General features: G+C 39.6%; 20 protein-coding genes and 1 pseudogene. 18 read left to right on the top strand and 3 right to left on the bottom strand.

Features of this window, described 5'->3' with window-relative positions; genetic code table 11:
- The first annotated feature begins 97 nt into the window (after positions 1-97).
- The 17 genes and pseudogenes from NXX38_RS22475 to NXX38_RS22395 all read left to right on the top strand — a co-directional run bounded on the left by NXX38_RS22475 (position 98) and on the right by NXX38_RS22395 (position 16,987).
- Entirely contained in the window at positions 98-838 is a 741-nt protein-coding gene (locus tag NXX38_RS22475; protein ID WP_143259632.1) for a TetR/AcrR family transcriptional regulator, read from the top strand.
- Positions 839-1,209: 371 nt separating this feature from the next.
- Entirely contained in the window at positions 1,210-2,274 is a 1,065-nt protein-coding gene (locus NXX38_RS22470) for a toxin-antitoxin system YwqK family antitoxin (RefSeq protein ID WP_143259633.1), read from the top strand.
- 120 nt (positions 2,275-2,394) lie between these two features.
- Complete coding sequence (locus NXX38_RS22465; protein ID WP_258981201.1) at positions 2,395-3,291, top strand: hypothetical protein; 897 nt, start codon at positions 2,395-2,397, stop codon at positions 3,289-3,291.
- A 758-nt stretch (positions 3,292-4,049) separates the two neighbouring features.
- Positions 4,050-4,643: a hypothetical protein gene (locus NXX38_RS22460; protein WP_258981199.1), complete on the top strand. Its 594-nt coding sequence runs from the start codon at positions 4,050-4,052 to the stop codon at positions 4,641-4,643.
- A 129-nt stretch (positions 4,644-4,772) separates the two neighbouring features.
- A complete protein-coding gene (locus tag NXX38_RS22455; protein ID WP_258981197.1) occupies positions 4,773-5,069 on the top strand; it encodes a hypothetical protein in 297 nt (98 codons plus the stop codon).
- A gap of 16 nt (positions 5,070-5,085) precedes the next feature.
- Complete coding sequence (locus NXX38_RS22450) at positions 5,086-6,366, top strand: hypothetical protein (RefSeq protein ID WP_258981196.1); 1,281 nt, start codon at positions 5,086-5,088, stop codon at positions 6,364-6,366.
- Positions 6,367-6,403: 37 nt separating this feature from the next.
- Positions 6,404-6,892 (top strand): hypothetical protein, encoded by a 489-nt coding sequence (locus NXX38_RS22445; RefSeq protein ID WP_229128681.1) that lies wholly within the window; start codon positions 6,404-6,406, stop codon positions 6,890-6,892.
- A 44-nt stretch (positions 6,893-6,936) separates the two neighbouring features.
- Positions 6,937-7,749 carry a hypothetical protein gene (locus NXX38_RS22440; protein WP_195650334.1) on the top strand — a complete coding sequence of 271 codons (813 nt, stop codon included), beginning with the start codon at positions 6,937-6,939 and terminating at the stop codon, positions 7,747-7,749.
- Between the two features lie 100 nt (positions 7,750-7,849).
- Entirely contained in the window at positions 7,850-8,002 is a 153-nt protein-coding gene (locus tag NXX38_RS22435) for a hypothetical protein (RefSeq protein ID WP_195650365.1), read from the top strand.
- 34 nt (positions 8,003-8,036) lie between these two features.
- Positions 8,037-9,080 (top strand): hypothetical protein, encoded by a 1,044-nt coding sequence (locus NXX38_RS22430; RefSeq protein ID WP_258981194.1) that lies wholly within the window; start codon positions 8,037-8,039, stop codon positions 9,078-9,080.
- Between the two features lie 29 nt (positions 9,081-9,109).
- Positions 9,110-9,550 (top strand): hypothetical protein, encoded by a 441-nt coding sequence (locus NXX38_RS22425; RefSeq protein ID WP_258981193.1) that lies wholly within the window; start codon positions 9,110-9,112, stop codon positions 9,548-9,550.
- 58 nt (positions 9,551-9,608) lie between these two features.
- Positions 9,609-10,565, top strand: a complete 957-nt coding sequence (locus NXX38_RS22420; RefSeq protein ID WP_258981192.1) for a hypothetical protein — start codon at positions 9,609-9,611, stop codon at positions 10,563-10,565.
- Between the two features lie 121 nt (positions 10,566-10,686).
- Entirely contained in the window at positions 10,687-11,844 is a 1,158-nt protein-coding gene (locus NXX38_RS22415; RefSeq protein ID WP_258981191.1) for a hypothetical protein, read from the top strand.
- A gap of 9 nt (positions 11,845-11,853) precedes the next feature.
- The gene (locus NXX38_RS22410; protein ID WP_195650341.1) at positions 11,854-12,063 is read left to right on the top strand and encodes a hypothetical protein; all 210 of its coding nucleotides are present in this window, start codon (positions 11,854-11,856) and stop codon (positions 12,061-12,063) included.
- Between the two features lie 144 nt (positions 12,064-12,207).
- Positions 12,208-12,747: a flavodoxin family protein gene (locus NXX38_RS22405; protein ID WP_217721057.1), complete on the top strand. Its 540-nt coding sequence runs from the start codon at positions 12,208-12,210 to the stop codon at positions 12,745-12,747.
- 148 nt (positions 12,748-12,895) lie between these two features.
- Positions 12,896-13,717 (top strand): MBL fold metallo-hydrolase, encoded by an 822-nt coding sequence (locus NXX38_RS22400; RefSeq protein ID WP_195650342.1) that lies wholly within the window; start codon positions 12,896-12,898, stop codon positions 13,715-13,717.
- 17 nt (positions 13,718-13,734) lie between these two features.
- Positions 13,735-16,987: pseudogene (locus NXX38_RS22395) on the top strand (S41 family peptidase).
- A gap of 109 nt (positions 16,988-17,096) precedes the next feature.
- On the opposite strand, the gene NXX38_RS22390 reads toward NXX38_RS22395, so the two are convergent.
- Entirely contained in the window at positions 17,097-17,768 is a 672-nt protein-coding gene (locus NXX38_RS22390) for a YitT family protein (protein ID WP_009000000.1), read from the bottom strand.
- Between the two features lie 154 nt (positions 17,769-17,922).
- Here NXX38_RS22390 and NXX38_RS22385 point away from each other — a divergent pair, with 154 nt between their 5' ends.
- Positions 17,923-18,828 (top strand): AraC family transcriptional regulator, encoded by a 906-nt coding sequence (locus NXX38_RS22385; protein ID WP_258981188.1) that lies wholly within the window; start codon positions 17,923-17,925, stop codon positions 18,826-18,828.
- A gap of 67 nt (positions 18,829-18,895) precedes the next feature.
- On the opposite strand, the gene NXX38_RS22380 is transcribed toward NXX38_RS22385, so the two are convergent.
- Together NXX38_RS22380 and NXX38_RS22375 are read right to left on the bottom strand one after the other, a co-directional pair.
- Entirely contained in the window at positions 18,896-20,653 is a 1,758-nt protein-coding gene (locus tag NXX38_RS22380; protein ID WP_258981187.1) for a 1-deoxy-D-xylulose-5-phosphate synthase, read from the bottom strand.
- Between the two features lie 142 nt (positions 20,654-20,795).
- Positions 20,796-21,701 carry an AraC family transcriptional regulator gene (locus NXX38_RS22375; RefSeq protein ID WP_195650346.1) on the bottom strand — a complete coding sequence of 302 codons (906 nt, stop codon included), beginning with the start codon at positions 21,699-21,701 and terminating at the stop codon, positions 20,796-20,798.
- Between the last annotated feature and the right edge of the window lie 194 nt (positions 21,702-21,895).

The raw sequence follows: 21,895 nt of genomic DNA, 5'->3' as shown, positions 1-21,895 counted from the left end.
ATCACCAATATATTGCTTGTAAAGTGTAAAACACCTATATTTGCAATAAAACCATCTATAGAAAAGCAGATATAGCCAGTATAAATACAATATAAGAATGAAGCAGGAAGAGAAAAAAACTCGAAACAGACGGACTAATGAACAATTAGACAGGGATGTAATGTCCGAACTCGAAAAACTCGTGGCGGAACAGGGTTTCGGCAATGTCAATCTAAGCACCTTGACGAAAGCCGCAGGGGTGGAAGCCAACGTATTCTATAGAAGATACGGTTCGATGGATAATCTCTATGACAAACTTGCCAAGCAATATGACTTCTGGATAAACAATGCCATCGATATTTCCAACTTGAATGTATTGGGACCTAAAAAGTTCTTCGCTGAAACACTCAAGATACTCTTCAAGAACTTGTCAGATAATCCCGTTATGCAAAAGCTGTTGCTTTACGAAATGTCAGTTGTCAATGATACCACAAAAAGAACGGCGGAAACGCGAGACGTCATGAACCTTAATTTGATTACATATTACGAAACGCTGTTTAAACCTGCAAAAGTAAATATTAAAAGTATCGCTGCAATCCTAGTCGGAGGAATTTACTATTTGATACTTCATAAGGAGTGTGCCCAAATCTGCACGATAGACTTTAATACCCCGGAAGGAGAAAAAGCCTTTTCAGAGGGAATAGACTTTTTGACTGATACCATTTTCAATAGATTGGAAGCGTATGAAAGAGACAGAAACGCAGTCCGGCAAATGCTGGCTGACGGCATAAGCGAGCTAAAGGTATGCAAATACATGGGCATCAGCAAGAATGACTTGAAAATGTTGCTCTCAAAGTAACCACGGTACAACTTTTTATATAGCCATATCAAATATGGCTATATTTCTTTTTCGTACAATGCGATTGGGATAATCATGTTTCCATTTTCAAAAGGATTCAGGTGAAATAATATTCGGCTATAAATCAATAGATTGAGGGTCGTTTAGTTATGTACTCATCCGAATCACAGGCATATTAATTTAGCTCAAATCCTATAATAATTAAAATATATATTATATTTATAAGCAAAATATTTTTCTTATAATTTATTTGTATTACTTTTGTCGGTTGAGTATTAGCCCGTCATAGCAACCAAGAATTGCAGGTTGCCTGGACGGGCAAAAGACCTATACACTAATTAAATGAAACTCAAGTAATACAATAAAAAAATATGAAAAAAATTATGTTACTGCTCCTTTTCGGAGTAATGGTACTTACGAGTACGGCACAGGAAAAAGTTTACCAAATAGAAGAAATCACTGTTATCAACTATGGGGATGGTCGGATGCTCTTTCGCTTGAATAATGAAGAAAAGACCCCGCTCAACGGCTCTCACCGCCTGATTGACGGCTACCACTCGGAGTACATTCTCGCTGACTTTAAGGATGGCATGTATCATGGTAATTACCGACATTTCAAAGGGAACAAACTACTTGAAGAGTGCCGTTACAAAGAGGGAAACAGGGATGGATTATACAAGCGCTATTATGGTGACGGACAGACCGTGCAAAGTGAGCGAACGTTTATAGACGGCAAAGTGGATGGCGTGAGCAGGACATATCACTCGAACGGCAAAGTTGAAACAGAAAAAGTATATAAGTTAGGGATTGAAGATGGTTATGACCGCCGATACGACAGCGACGGCACTCTGACGCTCGACGAATGTTATAAAGACGGTAAACGCGATGGCAAATGGACTGAACATTTGTCGGGCAACGTAGGTGATGTGACTCGCATCAGTTTCTATAAGAACGGCTTGCCCGATGGTCAGTGGAGCGAAACGTGGAAAGACGGCAAGCCCCGTAGCAAAAGTAGCTATAAAGACGGCAAAAAAGAGGGTGTCTGGATTAGATATGGTAAAGGCGGCAAGCCTGAAAAGTCCACCACTTACAGAAACGATGAAAAGAATGGAGAAGAGATTACTTATTTCACTGACGGCACTCCTGAAAAGTCGTCAAACTACCTCAATGGCAAATTGAACGGAGTAACAAAGGAATTTTATTTTGGATCAGGCCAATGTAAATCGGAATATACTTTCAAGAACGGTAAGCGTGAAGGAGCATATAAACGTTACTTTGATACCGGAAAGTTGCGGGAAGAGGGCCGTTGTGAAGCTGATAGCGAGGTCTATCGCAAGGAGTATTACGCTAACGGCAAGCTCAAATCGGTTGCCGAGCGTAAGGGCGGAGGCTGGAATACCATTGAAAGATATGATTCGGATGGTAACAAAGAGTAAATATTATAATATCCCTATTCCAAGCAGGTAATATTTTGGCAATTTTACCATTTTTGATAAATATCAAATTGAATAATTGGTTGGCTTTAGCTGTATATATATGACAAGAAAACAGATGAAATGAAGCAACGGAAAAAAAAGAGCAACAAGCAATCGAGGCGTGAAATCATAGCCGATGTCAAGCGTAGAGAGGCTGAGTGGAGAAAGAAAAAGAGAAAGAGAAAGGAAAGGTGGCGTATATGCAAATCCCATATCATGTTGTGGGGCACATTTATATCTTTCTTCCCATTACTTATATTCGTCACGCTGTCAGATATACGTAATACCTTCACCAACGTCATGCTTGGATTGATAGCCATTAACGGTGGAATTTACCTGTTTATGTACATCCTGTTTAAAGAAGCCCGGAATCTGGCTATCCGGATACCTCTGAAAAATGGCGAAAGTACGGGAAATACGCAATGTTTGCCGGATTCTTCGGAAACTTTGGTAGAGCCTGAATATTTAAGCCGGTGTGATGACAAACAGATTGTCATTGATAATGATGACGTATTGGCGAGGATTTTTCTGTTTTTGCTCCTTTTTATTATCTTTTTAGCCCTGGTCTATTTTGCAGATGCCACTCCTTCAAAACTTACAACTGAAGATTATGGAAGTACATTACTGCTTCTTGAGTTGTACTTGCTCATCCTGACACTAGGAATAAGTGCCATTCTACAGCCTTGGCGGCGGATTGTTTTTGATCGTGTTTCCAGGACCGTAACTATACCAGGACGACTTCTGCTGCATAAAAAAGAAACGATACCTTATAGTCAGGCTGAACTCACGATTCGTTATTACATGGGGCCTGGTTCGCTGGGGTGTGTGTCAAGTATAATAATTTCCAATTCCAATTCACCCAGTCTGTTAAGTGGAGTTTTCTTGATGGACGGTGATATGGATAAAGCCAGACGTTTTGCCCGCTTCCATACAACTATACATGGAGGAAGAGGAATTGCCGGATATGCCGGAATTTGAGAAATACAGGAATAAGAAGGAGCAGGAACATGTTGAAATTGAGAAAGAAATCCCTATATGGAAGAGATGAATGTACCTTTAGATGCAAGAAGGCTTCTTTATCACGAAGCAAAGACTGTATTAGAACAAGTATTTATATCTCCGGACAGTAAAGATGTGTGGGATTTTTGAAAAAATAGGAAACAGGTATGGAAATGGAAACAGATAGGAAACCGTCCCTCTACAATCAGAATAATATTTGGCATCATTGTATTGCTATGCGGAATTCCGGTATTTTTGGTTTGTTGTAATGGAATGTGGCGCTTTACCAATTGGCCTTATGAGGAGCTATGGATTTTTGAGTATGTATGGGGTAAGCTATTAATACTTTTCGTATCCGGAATGATATTTTTGATGTCAATAGGACTGATTTTGGTAGGTGTATTAATCGCAACAAAGATATGGATGGGGAAAAGCAGAATGATGGAGCATATTATATATCCCTTTCCAACTGTATTAACGGCTGAGCTTGCCGATAGCATGAATGTAGAAAGAGCTGATGATAAATTTTTCGTCTTCAATCCGAGTTCCTTAATCCGGAGTACTTTGATAGTCATCGGGGGGATTCTTTCATGCGTAGGAATAATCGTCATTTATCGAGAAATAAATGATCCATCTAGTGATCTTTATTCACCTCCCATAAGTGGAGGAATAGTAGCCTCTTTTTTCTGCTTTTAAACGGATTACTTGCTCCTTCCCGTCGTTTTGTACTAGACAGAATGAAGGGTACTGTGACTTTTCCCCGCCATTTGTTTTTTCCACGTTGTACCATTCCCTTTTCAAAAGTAATTCCGGGGTATTCTAACGGAAACTTAGGTTTTGCACATCCTTACAGTGGAATTGTCATTCCTGTCCTTGGTGCGTATGATTCCGGCTGGTGGTCATTTTATGTCCTCTATATGGATAAAAATCGTCCGTTACCTCAAGGGGACACTTTCGATCCTTACAGGGAGAAAGACTTTTTACGCCGGAAGGCAGAAGGATTCCCTAAACCGATATATCCTAATACCATACTTGTTACAGATGCTTATATGGGTTATATATATGGTACGGATGAGTTTAAGCAGAGATTATCTAAAATAAAACACAGAATAGTATATTATTATGACAGAGTGTCATGGTATTGTCAGAAGCATGAAATAGAAATACCGAATGATAACGATTTGGTCTTAATCGGCATCTGGAAAAAACAATTTGTATTTAAGTTGTTCGCTCCTGAAAATGTGGAATATATCATACTTCCCGACGACACCGTATTGACCGACTGTTTTCTTTGTGATAGTAACACAGCGGAGGTAAAATATATCAAATAACCTGATATCTTTATGATAGCGTTAGATTATTATCAAGGATACAATAATTGGAGATGGAAATTTTAATTAAGTGCAAACATTATCAGGGAGATGAATATTAATACGGAATTTTAATTTGACATATCAGTTATGAGACTAAAGACAGTTATAATCACGGGAGTAACAAGTCTTTTCGGCTTGGTTGGTTGCACAAAGGCACAGGTAGGGAAACCGGTTTTCAACTTAGACAATCCGGACTACGGCCTAAACGTAGCCGCTATGATGTCTTCCCTCTTAGATACCACACAGCAGAAGATTGAAGCGCGGTACAAAGTAGATACCCTTAAATTTTACAACACGGAAACGGATGAACTGTTTCCGCCTTTGGTGGCTTACAGAAACAAGGGAGGCAGTAAAAGAACGGAAGCCACTTTCCGGGGGATTTGACTTTACAGACCTCGGCATGGTAACAACAGAACAAGGCGAATTAGTGCAGGTAAAAGGCAAGAGGGAAACAGACGAAGAAGGTTTCGCCAAGTTGGTGAAAGCAGCCACAAAGAAATATGGAAAACCACATTTTGAGGAGGGAACCGATTTTGAAGGACGACCCGGGAAACTGTACCGCTGGGAAACAAAGAAAGAATATATCCAGTTATATGCCAAAAGTAACAGCAGTAAAGACACACTTGTCATTGCGGCGGCAGGCAATGAAAACGGGCTTGTCAACATGGAAAACGACAAGCCGCGTCTGGACGTAACACTATGGCGATGGAAAAAAGAATATCACGATTGGCTCGTCTTCGAACTGGACTATTGCGTGCTTGGAGAGGAAGCGCCAAAACTATCCAGCTTGTCTAATATTCAAAGTGCAGAGATGTATACACCGGAATGGGTGAAACCGTTCCTTATTACTGCACATAATCTGGATGCTTTGGAAAACTCGGGTGATGTATGGGGTAAAATCGAAGCCAGTTTCTATTATCGTATTCCGAACGGTAAAGTAATCGATGAAACCGGTATAACAGATTCTGTAGAAATCAACCGGGAGGCTTGCCTTCCTTGCTGGGACTTTGAAGAGTTTAAGAGCAATTTCAAAGACGGACTTAGCACCACAGCATATATGGCTCGCCAAATGGAAAAAGGCATGAAGTTTACGGAACTGATGGAAGACAAAGAGCTGTGCCCCAATATTACGTATTATGGTGAAGCGAGATGGAGGGAAAAAGTGACAAAATCCGTTATTGTGACGTTTCATTCGAATGGGAATATAGAATGGGAGGAGAGATACCTGACGGAAGATGAAGAACAGCTCCCCCTTGTTGCCGGTGAAACGAGATTGCGGAGAACAAAAAGACTATCCGGTATTGTGGAGTTTGAACGGAATGAAAAAGGAGATATGACACTGAGAAGTCCTGATGCAGATGAATATGACATATGCGATATGTGCCTTATTATTGATGACAATGTACAAGAACGACTGCATGGAAGGTGGTATATTATGGAGGATAAAATAGCATACATGATAGAAATACAAGAAGAATTGCGGAAAAGCGGTTTGGATTTGGAGCATACAACAGCACGTCTGGTGAGAATGCCGGCAATTCCTTTCGCTTTTTTCACTGACGGGAAAAAGGATATGTTTATGAATATCGACAAACAAGGCTCCAGTATCTATACTCCTAATGGCCGTGAATGGAAAGCAGGCAAAGTTTACCGGCTTTATGATTATCTGATAAGTTGGTGATTAATCATGGAATCGCATTATATGAAGTGAGGGATTAATGTCAAATGAAAAGATAAGCAAAGCAGTTTTTGTATTTGTGTTATCCCTGTTTGTTTGCGTGCAAATGGGATGTACACATCATCGTTGTGTTCCATTCAACCGGAAAGGTTGGGACGAATGGGGCGGTCATTATTATTCCAGAAAGTTTATGATTGACGATTTGATAAATAACCGTTTGAAGACAGGGATGACCTACCGGGAAATACTGGACCTATTGGGAGAATCCTATTTTGTGAATGAAGAGGATTCAATGCCCGGCATCCGTTACGAAATAGACGTTGAGTATCAATTCCTCGACATCGACTTCTACAAAGGAAAAGACCTATTCATAAAATTTGATAAAGACTCCTTAGTGGTCAGCTATAAACTTATTGATAGTAAAAGAGTGTATTGGGATTATTATGGCGATGGATCGTATAGTATAAACGGAATAGATAATATATTTACTTCAGCACCTAATAATTACAAATATGTTTATTCTGAATAATATCATTTAATTAACCGATATGTATAACTGTAAAAATTGATAAGATGAATAGAAATTATTTCGCATTAATAACTTTCGTGTTATTATTAAGTTGTTCTGGAGCAGCAAACAGAAAATCCACTTTAACACCCACAAACGATACTATTGTTACAAACATAGCGTCTGATACACTGAATAGTATGAATAATGTCTCAATAGATAAGAAAACCGCTCTTGATAGTGTTAAGATGTTACTTCCGGGAGGAAGATATACGATAGGTAAAGAATCCCAAATTATAAATAACAGTTGGAAAGAATTTTATCGTGATACTATTACTGGGAATTATTGTATAGATAGAGCAAAATATACAGTAAGCACTTATACAGACGAATGCCTTGGGATGGAGTGTGAATACATTAAAAGCGGTAGAAACAGTCTGTTCTTTATTAATATGCCTACTTTAAAGAATGGTATTGTAGATAGTATCCCTATAGGAACGGGATATATTGCACCTAAAACGCCTATGGTTATAAACTTTAATTCTTCTAAGTATACTATCAGTGTTTTTGCAGAACTTTCGGATGAAAATAAAGAAGAATACGAACCTAATAAAGAGTATTCATATTGGTGTAATTATAAAATGACTCTCTGTAAAGACAATTCACAAGAAGTGGAGTTATTTAATATCGATAAGTTTTATGATTCAGTACTGCGTCTTTTATTTGCCGGTGACATAGATGGAGATGGGAAACTGGATTTAATATTTGACTCACATATAAACTACGAAGAAGAATCAATCACATTGTTTTTATCATCTTTAGCCGGTAATGGTATAATTACTCGTGTCGCAAAGGCTTCTATTTCCTATGATTGTTAATAAACGTCTATAGGAAAGTCCTGCGTGGAGTAACTCCCAGACCTATCTGCTCTACCCGATACAGAGATTATTTTGACAAAACCTTTAAATGGGAGATACAATGAATGATTTTCATTTTAACGATTATTTCCCGGAAGAAGGAGATGAAATATCCGGTTTCATAAAAGGTCTGTTCATGAGAAAAAAACAAGAATATAAACGATTAACGATGCGGGATTTGCAAGAGGGAATTATTAAAGAAAAAATCTATTGATTTGCCGACGCTATCCTGCCCTAAAATTAAGTATATGAAAATAAAATTATTGCTTTTGGTCGCCGTTTTGTATGCTTGTGGAACTAAAACTGTTTCGGAAGAGGAAACTTATGACCGCATAACCGTGACGACTTATGAAAACAAGTACGATGAAAAGAATCGTTTGTCAGAGGTGCAATGGACCAGAACATCTCGTATGTATGAAAAAGATGCTGAAACAATGGAGGTGACTGAAAATAAGAGTACGGATTATTATACGTATACGGACGATGAAAAATTTACCGTAGAAAGAAAATCGAAGACGTCGGGCAATATTGAGATGATGAGATACGCTCCCCAAAGTGAGGAATCGTTAACATTGAATGCCCAAGGGGATACCGTTGATTATTCGTTGCGGAAATATTACGACAAACGCAAGCGCAAACCGGTATACGTCAGAAACATAAACAATGACTACGTATTGCTTGAAGACAACGACTATGAGGAAAAGAATGAATACGACGGAGGTGGTAATCTGAGAAAAAGTGTGCAATGCTATTTTGACACGGGGAAAAAGAGAACCACTTACTTCTTTCGGGGACTATCTTATGAAGAAGCCCAAAAAAGGATTCCCCGTACAGACGGGGACTATGACATCGTGTGCAATATAGAGAAAATATCAGGAGACACTCTTATCAGAGAAAGTATAAAGAATGGTATTGTCAGTCATATCAAAAAGACGATTATCGAAAAAAACGGAAAGAAGGAATTTAGATTCGATGCTGACATGAAGCTCACAGGCAGTTTCACGGAACTTAAGTCGGATGGTTTTGATATTCACGTTGATTGTATCGGGAGCGATTTCATTGATAGCACTTATTATAAGAATGGGAAAGAGGTAAGATGTGTTTATCTTTCGGATACATCCAAAGATATTGTACTTTTTAAATATGACAAACAGGGAAATATTGTAGAAAGGGTGGAAAAGACAAAGTATTTTGATACACGCAATGAAGAGGATTTAATCAATGAAATGCTGCAGGTAGTGAAAGAGAATGAGAAGAAGAAAGAAAATAGAAAGCGATTGAAAATAAAATAGGTTATGGGAAGTAAATATTTAATCGGGATATGAAGGGATTTGACAAGTTCTTAGACAGAATGACCATTATTGTTACGATAATCTTCACGATATTCGTGATTATCAAAATCGGAAACTTGTGGATCGGGCTCCATAGCCTCATCATCTCACCCATGACTGGGCTTTTTGTGCTTGCCACCTATGAGAACTGTGCCGCCGGATACAGGAGATCGATGGAACAATACAGGAAGGTGCTGGAATCCGACAGGGAGATGCTGGAACGAGCGAGAAGACAGAAATTGAAAAAATCATATCATGATTTTAAAAAAAGAGTTGAGAAAATCCGTTCAAAAGAGTTAAGAGAAATCCGTTGGAAATATATATATTGTGTCATCATGGTAATAATGTGGAATATAACCGAATTCATAATAATGGCACTCCTTATGGACGAACCTCGGTATTCTTTTTTTGAGGCATTCCGGGAATTTTAAAAGAAAATATGGATTTGTCATTTAAATAAAATTATAATATGACAAGGAAACAGATGAAATGAAGAAACAGAAAAAAAAGAGTAACAAGCAATGGCGTCGTGAAATCATAGCTGATGTCAATCGGAGAGAAGCCGAGAAGAGAAAGGAAAAGTGGCATGTAAGGATATGTTGGATATCAATATTTGCAGTGGGTTTGGTTCCGGGTTCGGTTACGGCTTTAATTGGAGTATTAAATTGGGACAATAATACAGTAACCTTCACAAATATTTCACTAGGCTTAATTACGATTACGGGTAGCACTTGTCTAGCTGGAATAATTGGATTGTATGCTATCTGGAAATTATTTCCCAATATATCATTGAAGAATGATGGCAGTTTAAAAGACGTACCATTGCCGGAATATTTAATACCTCCTACTGGAGAACATTCATTCAAGAGGATTGATGATAAGCAGATTATTATCGTCAATGATGGTATTCCTGTTAGAATTATTGGATTCTTTATTTTCTTTATCCTATTCATTGTTTTGGTTACATATGTAGGCATTACTCCTCAGAATGTTGTGTCAGAAGGCTACTCAAGAGCCTTGATTCTTCTTCAACTGGATGTTGCTATGTTATTAGGTGTGATAGGTATTTGCCTCAAACCATGGCGTCGAGTCGTTTTTGACCGTACTACTAAAACGATAACTATTCCTGCCCGATTTCGCTTTCAGAGGAAAGAGACTATTCCTTATGAACAAGCAGTGGTTACCATGTCTTTTAATTCAGAAGCGAAGACATTCAGTGGGAAAGGTGAAGAACAACTTGTAATAGCCAATCCGTCCCGTTTTTTGGGTGGAATCACTTTAAATATGTATGGTGGTATGAATGCTGCATTACGCTTTGCCCGCTTCATACAAGTATACATGGAGGAAGAGGAATTGCCGGACATGCCGGAATTTGAGAAATACAGGAATAAGAAGGAGCAGGAACATGTTGAAATTGAGAAAGAAGTCCCTATATGGAAGAGATGAATGTACCTTTAGATTCAAGAAGGCTTCTTTATCACGAAGCAAAGACTATATTAGAACAAGTATTTATATCTCCGGACAGTAAAGATGTGTGGAATTTTTAAAGAAAGAAACAGTTATGATAATGGAAACAGATAGAAATCGCCCCTCTACAATCAGAATTATAGCCGGAATCATGGCATTGCTATGTGGATTTCCGGTATTTGGGGTTTGTTGTTATGGAATGTGGCATTTTATAAATTGGCGTTATGAGGAGCTATGGTTTTTTGAGTATATATGGGGCAAGCTATTGATACTTTTTGTATCCGGAATGATATTTTTGATGTCGATAGGACTGATTTTGGTAGGTGTATTAATTGCAACAAAAATATGGATGGGGAAAAGCAGAATGATGGAGCATATTATACATCCCTTTCCAATTGTATTAACGACTGAGCTTGCCGATAGCATGAATGTAGAAAGAGCTGATGATGAATTTCTTATTTTCAATCCGAGTTCCTTAATCCGGAGTACTTTGATAGTCATCGGGGGTATTCTTTCATGCGTAGGAATAATCCTCATTTGTATAGAAATAAATATTCCGTTTAGTAAACTTTATTGGCCTCCCATGAGCGGAGGAATATTGGCTTCTTTTTTTCTGCTTTTAAACGGATTACTTGCTCCTTCCCGTCGTTTTGTACTGGACAGGGTGAAAGGTACTGTGACTTTTCCTCGCCATTTGTTTTTTTTACGTTGTACAATTCCCTTTTCAAAAGTAATTCCGGGGTATTCTAACGGAAACTTAGGTTTTGCACATCCTTACAGTGGAATTGTCATTCCTGTTCTTGGGGCGTATGATTCCGGGTGGTGGTCATTTTATGTCCTCTATATGGATAAAAATCGTCCGTTACCTCAAGGGGACACTTTCGATCCTTACAGGGAGAAAGACTTTTTACGCCGGAAGGCAGAAGGATTCCCTAAACCGATATATCCTAATACCATACTTGTTACAGATGCTTATATGGGTTATATATATGGTACGGATGAGTTTAAGCAGAGATTATCCAAAATAAAACACAGAATAGTATATTATTACGACAGGGTGTCATGGTATTGTAAGAAGCATGAAATAGAAATACCGAATGATAACGATTTGGTCTTAATCGGCATCTGGAAAAAACAATTTGTATTTAAGTTGTTCGCTCCTGAAAATGTGGAATATATCGTACTTCCCGACGACACCGTATTGACCGACTGTTTTCTTTGTGATAGTAACACAGCGGAGGTAAAATATATCAAATAACCTGATAGCATGAAAGTACAGAAACCTATGACTAATTTGAAAGCACTGTCTTTAATGATATTGCTTATAGCATTTGTGGGGCATAGCAATACCCAAGTGGAAACAAAAATAGGTATGAAACAGCAAATAGCAAAAATGGAAGAACTGATAAAACAAGAGTTCCAAATGGTAAAGACTTATCCCGAAAAGCCGGCTTACTATGTACAAGAGATTGGGTAAAATTACCAGTAAAATATGAAAACTGTAATTTAGGTATCTTTCTCTGTAATTTGTCTACATTCGATCTGCTTTTATTTCTCTACTTTTGCAAAGTGAATCGTTGACAGAAAGAATTCTGAAAATAAAAAGTAATAAAGTAAAGTTATGGCTAAAAAGGTTTTGATAATTTCATCCAGTCCACGTAAAGGTGGTAATTCTGATTTATTATGTGATGAATTTATGAAAGGTGCTCTCGAAGCAGGTAATGAAGTGGAGAAGATTTTCCTGAAAGACAAAACAGTTCATCCTTGTACGGGATGCAGTGTTTGCAGTATGTACGGTAAACCTTGTCCGCAGAAGGATGATGCAGCGGAAATTGTAGAGAAGATGATTGCTGCAGATGTGATTGTGATGGCAACTCCAGTCTATTTTTATACCATGTGCGGACAGATGAAGATTATGATCGACCGCTGCTGTGCACGCTATACGGAAATAACCAATAAGGAATTTTATTTCATTATTGCGGCTGCGGAAAACGATAAAGCAATGATGGAACGTACCATTGATGGTTTCCGTGGCTTCCTCGATTGCCTGGAAGGACCGCAGGAAAAGGGAACGGTTTATGGAATTGGTGCATGGAAGGTAGGGGAAATTAAGGATACTCCCTATATGCAGGAAGCTTACAAGATGGGAAAAATGGTATAACCTTTTGAAGGATAAAAATAAGGATTCAATCAGAAAGATTGAAAAGTCAAGAATTTTAATTGATTAGATTGCTTGTTCTGCCACAGAATTATTATAATTTTGTGGCAGAACTTTTTATTTTACATTATTTGTTTGATAACTAAATGTCATGAGCTATAAAATAACGACTCTTGTGGAGAATTGTGTCTATGGACGTAAATTGCAGGCCGAGCATGGTCTTTCTCTCTATATTGAGATCCAAGGGAATAGAATTCTTTTCGATACGGGAGCATCTGACTTGTTTATCCGTAATGCCCGTCTGTTGCACATTGATTTACAAAAAGTTGATTATTTAATATTATCCCACGGTCACAGTGACCATACGGGGGGACTGCGTTATTTTCTGGAATTGAATACACAGGCAACCGTTGTCTGTAAACGTGAAATCTTTTCTCCTAAATTCAAGGATGAACGCGAGAATGGAATGAAGCATACGCAAAATCTTGATCTTTCCCGTTTCCGCTTTATCACAGAGCAGACCGAACTGCTTCCCGGAGTCTTTCTTTTTCCATCTATTGATATTATCAATCAGGAGGATACCCATTTTGAACGCTTCTGGGTTCAGAAAGAAGATGGTTGCAAAATACCGGATACCTTTCAGGATGAATTGGCAATGGTGTTAGTGGAACCGGAAGGAGTTTCTGTGTTGAGCGCCTGTTCTCACCGGGGGATCACCAATATCTTGCGTACTGTTCGGGCTGCATTTCCTGAATCTCCCTGCAAGTTACTTCTCGGAGGTTTTCACATTCATAATGCGGAAAAACAAAAATATCAGATCATTGCAGATTATTTGCAGGAATACCTTCCCCGGCAAATTGGCGTTTGTCATTGTACGGGAGTGGATAAATACGCCTTCTTTTTCAAAGATTTTGGTGACAAAGCATTCTATAATTACACGGGAAAACTAATTCAAACTGATTTTTCAGAATAAATATATAATAAATTGATATGAAGAAACTAATAACTTCGTTAGCACTGGTATTATCAGCATTATCCAGCTATGCAATTACTCCTTTGTGGATGCGTGATGCACGTATTTCACCGGATGGGACCGAGATTGTCTTCTGTTATAAAGGAGATATTTATAAAGTTCCCGCACAAGGAGGAACTGCCGTTCAACTTACCACACAAGCCTCTTATGAAGCCAATCCCGTCTGGTCTCCCGACGGAAAACAAATCGCATTTGCCAGTGACCGGAATGGAAATTTCGACCTGTTCATCATGCCTGCCGACGGAGGTGTTGCCCGGAGACTGACTTACCATTCCGCATCGGAAATTCCCTCGGCTTTTACACCGGATGGAAAGTATGTCCTTTTCTCCGCTTCCATACAAGATCCTGCAAACAGCGCCTTGTTTCCTACGGGAGCAATGACAGAATTATACAAAGTTTCTGTAGACGGAGGACGCACCGAACAAGTATTGGCAACTCCCGCCGAACTCGTTTGTTTTGATAAAGCAGGAAAGAACTTTCTTTATCAGGACCGCAAAGGTTTTGAGGATGAATGGAGAAAACATCACACTTCATCCATTACGAGAGATATTTGGTTATACAATACCCAAACCGGAAAACATACGAACCTGACAAACTGGGGAGGGGAGGACCGTAATCCTGTATATGCACCTGATGGTAATACAGTCTATTTTTTGAGTGAACGTAATGGAGGTTCTTTTAATGTGTATACTTTCCCATTGAATACTCCACAAGAAGTAAAGGCTGTCACTACTTTTAAAACTCATCCGGTACGTTTCTTGTCTGTCAGCGATAAAGGAACTTTGTGTTATGCCTATGACGGTGAGCTTTATACCCAGAAACCCGGTGCCCGTCCGGAAAAAGTAAAAGTAGAGCTTGTCCGTGATGATGAAGAGCAGGTTGCTGCACTTAAATTCTCACAGGGAGCCACTTCCGCTTCCGTATCTCCGGATGGCAAACAGGTTGCTTTTATTGTGCGTGGTGACATTTTTGTAACTTCAACTGACTATGCTACAACCAAGCAAATCACAAATACTCCTGCAAAAGAGGCTTCCGTCTCTTTTGCTCCGGACAACCGGACGCTGGTTTATGCCAGTGAACGCACCGGTAATTGGCAACTTTACACTGCAAAAATAAGCCGTAAGGAAGACCCTAATTTCCCTAATGCCACTCTTATTGAGGAGGAAGTTTTATTACCGTCCAAAACGGTAGAACGTGCCTATCCGCAATATTCGCCGGATGGTAAAGAGCTGGCTTTTATCGAAGACCGCAATCGTTTGATGGTACTCGATTTGAAAACGAAGAAAGTACGTCAGGTGACGGACGGTTCTACATGGTATAACACCGGAGGTGGATTTGACTACGAGTGGTCGCCGGATGGCAAATGGTTTACTCTTGAATTTATCGGCAACCGTCACGATCCTTATTCGGATATAGGTATTGTCAGTGCACAGGGAGGAGCGATAACCAATCTGACTAATAGCGGATATATCAGCGGTTCTCCGCGTTGGGTACTCGATGGAAATGCCATTCTTTTCCAGACCGAACGTTATGGTATGCGTGCACATGCTTCTTGGGGATCGCAACAGGATGTTATGTTGGTATTCCTCAATCAGGATGCTTATGATCGTTACCGCTTGAGTAAGGAAGATTTCGAATTGCTCAAGGAACTTGAAAAGGAACAAAAGAAAGCAAAGGAGAAAGATGATAACAAGAAGAAAGACGGTGATAAGGAGAAGGCGGATGAGGAAAAAAGTAGACCAGAAAGATATAGTAGTCGAGCTTAACGGTATTGAAGACCGTATCGTACGTCTGACTCCCAACTCTTCTGACTTAGGCAGTGCCATACTATCCAAAGATGGGGAGGATCTCTACTATTTCTCTGCTTTCGAAGATGGATATGACCTTTGGAAAATGAATCTCCGTGAGAAAGAGACAAAACGTCTGCATAAACTCAATACCGGATGGGCATCGCTGATGCTGGATAAAAAAGGAGATATCTTCTTATTGGGAAGCCGCAATATGCAAAAGATGGATGCCAAGTCGGATGCTTTGAAATCAATCAGTTATCAGGCTGAAATGAAAATGGATTTGGCAGCTGAACGTGAAGCGATGTTTGACCATGTGTACAAACAACATCAGAAACGTTTTTATAATGTCAATATGCACGGGGTAAACTGGGATGCCATGACTAATGCTTATCGCAAGTTCCTGCCTCACATTGATAACAATTATGACTTTGCAGAACTGTTGAGTGAATGGTTGGGCGAGTTGAATGTTTCACATACCGGAGGACGCTATTCTCCCAAAGGTAAAGGTGATGTTACTTCCAATCTGGGACTTCTGTTCGACTGGGATTATCAGGGAAAAGGGATGCAGATTGCCGAAATTATCGAGAAAGGTCCGTTCGACCATTCGCGTACCAAAGTAAAAGCGGGATGTATCATTGAAAAGATTAACGGTGAGGAAATAACTCCCGATCATGACATCACTTGTCTGTTGAATAATAAAGCAGGGAAGAAGACCTTGATTTCAATCTACAATCCGCAAAATAAAGAACGTTGGGAAGAAGTTGTGATGCCGGTTACGAGCGGCCAACTGAATGGGTTGTTATACAAACGTTGGGTGAAACAGCGGGCGGCAGATGTTGAGAAATGGTCGAAAGGACGTTTGGGATATGTTCATATTCAATCCATGGGAGATGACAGTTTCCGTACCGTTTACTCGGATATTCTGGGAAAATATAACAACTGTGATGGAATTGTGATTGATACTCGGTTCAACGGTGGTGGTCGTTTGCATGAAGATATTGAAATACTGTTCAGTGGTCAGAAATACTTCACTCAAGTAGTCCGCGGACGTGAAGCGTGTGACATGCCAAGCCGTCGTTGGAACAAGCCGTCTATTATGCTGCAATGTGAAGCCAACTATTCGAATGCACATGGAACTCCATGGGTATATAAACATCAAAATATAGGAAAACTTGTCGGTATGCCTGTTCCGGGTACAATGACGAGCGTGTCTTGGGAAACTTTACAAGATCCTTCACTCGTCTTTGGTATTCCTATCATTGGCTATCGTTTGCCTGATGGCAGTTATTTGGAAAACACCCAGTTGGAACCGGATGTGAAGGTTGCTAATGATCCGGAGACGGTTGTTAAGGGAGAGGATACCCAATTAAAAGTGGCTGTCGATGAACTTCTGAAAGAAATAGATAAGCAGAAGAAGTAAATGCAAGTATAACTATAGATGAAATAAGAAGTCGCTTCTTTGAAAAGAATTTGAATCTTTCAAAGAAGCGACTTTTTTATAAGGTGTTTATCTAAAACTGACGCAGGATTTACTTCCAGACTGGTAATAATTTATGGAGGGTCTTTCTCGTCATTATCTTTTGATTCAGGAAACTTACAATATATCCGGTTATGCAGGCTGCAATGAGCGACCCCTCACGTACTCCTTGAATACCTTGTGTCAGTAAGAGGGAGAGAATTACGGCCAACGTCACCAAAGTAATATCAAAATAGACTTTGAACTTTCCGAACTCCTTGTTATAATGGCGGGACGCATATTTCACGAATGCTTCTGCACTCATCATGGCTACTCTCGGTTTTAGTTCGAGAACTACTCCGATAGATTGCACCATGCATCCTGTAAGTAATAAAGCGATTGACATGCCATAATTGGCGGGATGCAGTTCACTTGTCAGCATCATATTAAAATCAATGAATGCCGAAAAGATAAAAGAGAACGGCATTTGAAGAAGAATTTCAATAATATCCTGCCGGGTTCTGTTTTTTCGGATTAACCAGAATTGTCCCAAGATAAGAACCATATTGATGATGAAGGTGCAAGTACCTAATGACAAAGGACTATTCAAGCTTAATACATAATTGATGCTCGATATGGGAGTAGTCCCTAGTGCCGAGCGTATAATCAATACAATGCCTGCCGCTAAAAAATAAAGTCCGATAACAAATACTAAATACCTCTTGAAAACATCTTTCATTTCCATTCCTTTTTGACCTCCTTTATTTATTTTCCTTTCATGTATTGAAAAGGATATGCAAAGGTCCCGTTTTTTACTCTGAAATAGATTATCTAATTCCGTACACTTTTTGTCATATCCGAAACAAATCGTATTTTTACGTCATAAAAAGAAGATGTAAATGGTAAAATCTCGTATATTTGATAATACACAGCTGTTGAAGGAGCATCCGGAACTTCCTCATTATAAAGAGGAGGTAGTCTGTTTTAGGAGTGAATATAAAGACAGAAGTTATCCGGCAAATGAATGTTATTTCAATCGGGAACTTTATATGATATTCGTTCTTGAAGGTCGTTCGGAGATTTTGCTGAATGGAGAGTTTATTGCGATAGAGCCGAATATGCTGCTTATTCATGGAGCTAATTATCTCACGGAGCATCTTTACTCAAGCCGTGATATTCAGTTTATTACTCTTGCCCTTTCCGAATCCATGCGGACAGACGACTCTTATTTGACACAAATAACGGCTATCTTATTGGCGACAATGAGGCAGAATAAACAATATACGATACAGTTGACAGAGTACGAAGCCCAAATCATCCGTAAGGAACTGGAAGTGTTGATGCGCCTGCTGAATATTGAACATCATTTTCTTTTCCGGCGCATACAGGCAGCGTGCAATGCTTTATTTCTTGATATAGCTGATTTTCTTTCCCGAAAGACAATTATTAAAAAAGAGGTCAGCCGTAAAGACCACGTTTTACAGGAGTTTCATGCATTGGTTACCCGGAATTTCAGGGAAGAACATTTTGTGAGCTTTTATGCGGATAAACTGGCTATCAGTGAGCAGTACCTGGCCCGTATTGTACGCGCCGGAACAGGTAAGACTATCAATAGTATTATAAACGAACTGTTGGTTATGGAAGCGCGTACCTTGTTGAGTTCTACAAAATCTACGGTTGGTGAGATTGCTTCCAAGTTAGGGTTTAGTGATGCGGCAGCTTTTTGTAAGTTCTTCAAAAGGAATGCAGGACAGACTCCATTGAATTATCGAAAAGGATTGTTACTTCATATCGAAATGAGATAGGTTGATGTAATTGTCTTAACCGACAATATACATCAACCTGTTGAATATATAGTGAATGGGGTTGATTTTAACCGATAAGTGTTGTGATATCTTCTACAATCTGCTCATCTGTCAAGTGATTGGCACGGAGAAACTCCTGCAAATCAAAACGATCTACAAATTCTTTTTTAGCTCCATAGTTCAGGACTTTCATGTCTGTAGCACCATAGTAGCGGGCAATTTTTTCACCGAAACCGCCATCCAATACACCGTCTTCCAATGTTATCACTAACTCGTGATCTGCTTTCAGCTCATCCATCAGTTCGTTGTCTACACCGGTGATGTAACGCGGATTGATGAGTGTTGCGTCGACATTGGCTTTTTCTTTCAGAAGTGATGCAACCGACTGTCCTAATCCATAGAATGAACCCAAAGCCACAATGGCCACTTTCGAACCGCGATGAGTAACTTTGTAACGATTGAGAATGCTGTAATTGGAATCTACCGGTTCTCCGCTACTGATTACATCTGTTGCCGGCACGCGGATAGCAACCGGGTGTTCATTCTGGCGGATACTCCATTCCAGCATGGCAATATATTCTTCCTTACAAGTCGGAGCCAGATAAACCATATTAGGAATATTGCTGATAAGCGGAATATCGAAGAAACAGAGATGAGTCACATCATTCATTCCGGATAACGTACCCCAGAAGACCAACAAAACAGCCGGATTGTTATTGATACAAAGGTCTTGTGAAAGTTGATCGTAGGAGCGTTGGATGAATGTACTATATACTCCGTAAACGGGTTTCCCACCATTGGCTGCGATACCCGAAGCAAGAGCTACTGCGTGTTCCTCGGCAATGCCTACATCTACGAATTGCTTGCCTGCTTCCTGACGACGGTCCGGAGTAAATCCCAGAACGGTGGGAGTACCAGAAGTGATTGTTACCACACGCGGGTCCTCCTTCATCTTTTTCAGCAGGTATTGGGCGGTTACCTCGCTGTAATCTTCTTCTTCATCACTCACTTTTGCTTCTCCGGTTTCTACATTGAATGGAGTACGCCAGTGGTAAGTCTCTTTATCTTGCTCGGCACGTGCATAACCCTTACCTTTTAATGTATTGATGTGTACTACTATCGGATGCTGAATATCTTTCACTTTAGAGAAAGCTTCAATCAATGCCTGTACGTTATTACCATCATTTACATACATATAATCCAGTCCCATTGCCTTGAAGAAGTTGCATTCGCACTGACCGTTACTGTCACGTAATTCTTTCAGATTCTTGTACAATCCTCCGTGGTTCTCGGCAATAGACATCTGGTTGTCATTAACGATAATAATCATGTTAGTACCAAGTTCTGCTACATAATCCAATCCCTCGAAAGCTTCACCTCCGCTTAAAGAACCATCCCCTATGACGGCTATGATATTTTCATTGCCGCCTGTAAGGTCGCGTCCCTTTGCCAATCCGCTGGCCAGGCTGACAGAAGTAGAAGTATGTCCGATGATGAAGAAATCATGTTCACTTTCTTGCGGTTCGGTATAACCTGATACGTTATCGTATTTTTCCGGATGAAGGAACGCATCTTTACGACCGGTCAGCATCTTGTGTACATAACTCTGGTGCGATACGTCAAATACAATTTTGTCTTTGGGTGAATTGAATACATAATGTAAAGCAATCGTTGCTTCCACCATTCCGAAATTAGGTCCGAAATGCCCGCCATGTTCACTTAATTTTTGCAGGAGTGCTGCACGGATTTCTCCACCTAACTCGTTTAGCTCTTTTTCCGACAGTTTCTTAACATCTGCAGGAGAATAAATATTTTCTAAATACATATCAAACAGTTTTTCTAAATAATGTTTTTACTTATTTCTTTATGACACCGCAAAGATACTGCAGGATTTGAAATCTGTTTGTATATGAATTACGGATTAATTTACCCATATTACAGTTCCCCTTCAATAAGGGTACTAATCTTTAAGCTAAAGCCTGACTTCTGTATTCATTGGGCGTGCAACCGACACGCTTTTTGAATAGTCTGCAAAGGTGTTGCGGATATTGGAATCCCAGGCTATAGGCTATCTGGCTCACAGTTTCCTCTGTATCAGCAATGCGCTCTTTGGCCAATTCGATCACCTTAGACTGAATATGTTCTTGTGGAGTTTTCCCTGTTTCCTTTTTCACCATATCACCGAAATAATTGGGAGAGAGATAGACTTTATCAGCAAAATATTTCACCGAGGGTAAGCCCTCCTGTATAGGTAATTTACTTTGGAAATACTCATCCAACAATTGTTCGAATTTTGTAAGCGCATCTTTGTTGGCACTGTTCCGGGTGATAAATTGTCGTTCATAAAAACGCATACAATAGTTCAGTAACAGTTCGATATTCATAGCGATTAATGCTTTGCTATGTTTATCAATGCCATGTTCAAGCTCGATGCTGATTTTCTTCAGACAATCCTTCACTATTTCCTTTTCCTGCTCCGAAAGATGCAAGGCCTCATTTACGGCATAAGAGAAGAAGGTATATTTCTTTATTTCTTTTCCCAGTGAGGTACCACGTATCAGGTCCGGGTGGAAAATGATGCCATAGACCGCCGGACTGATTTCATCTTCAAAAGTGCTGACACTGGCTGTCTGACCGGGGCCGAAACAGACGATAGTTCCCTCCTGGTAATCATAATACTGGCGACCGTATTTTATGTCACAGCTTTTCTCTTCTTTAAGAAAAAGCGCATAAAGACCATAATTCATTTGGATATGATTGACTGATTGGGTTGCTTTGGTCAAATCGACGACACTGACCAAGGGATGCAGTGTTTCCAGTCCGTACAATTCGTTATACTGATTGACATTCTCTAGTTTTATAACTTTATCCATGGCTTTTGGTGTTTTGAATCGGTAACAAAGATACAGATAAATGTCTGATTTTCATACGAGGGGAATGATGAATCTGTAATTGGGGTCATGAATTCTGTAATTTGTATACTGAATTTGTATGATGTATTTATGGTTTATGAGATGGCGTCCGGATGCCATATATATAATGAGTAGCTCTCAATAAAAGAATCAGT

It is taken from the genome of Bacteroides sp. BFG-637 (assembly GCF_024793605.1).
Classification (GTDB): domain Bacteria; phylum Bacteroidota; class Bacteroidia; order Bacteroidales; family Bacteroidaceae; genus Bacteroides; species Bacteroides vicugnae.
The sequence above is the reverse complement of the archived record's forward strand: the minus strand, read 5'-3'. Positions and strand labels throughout refer to the sequence as shown.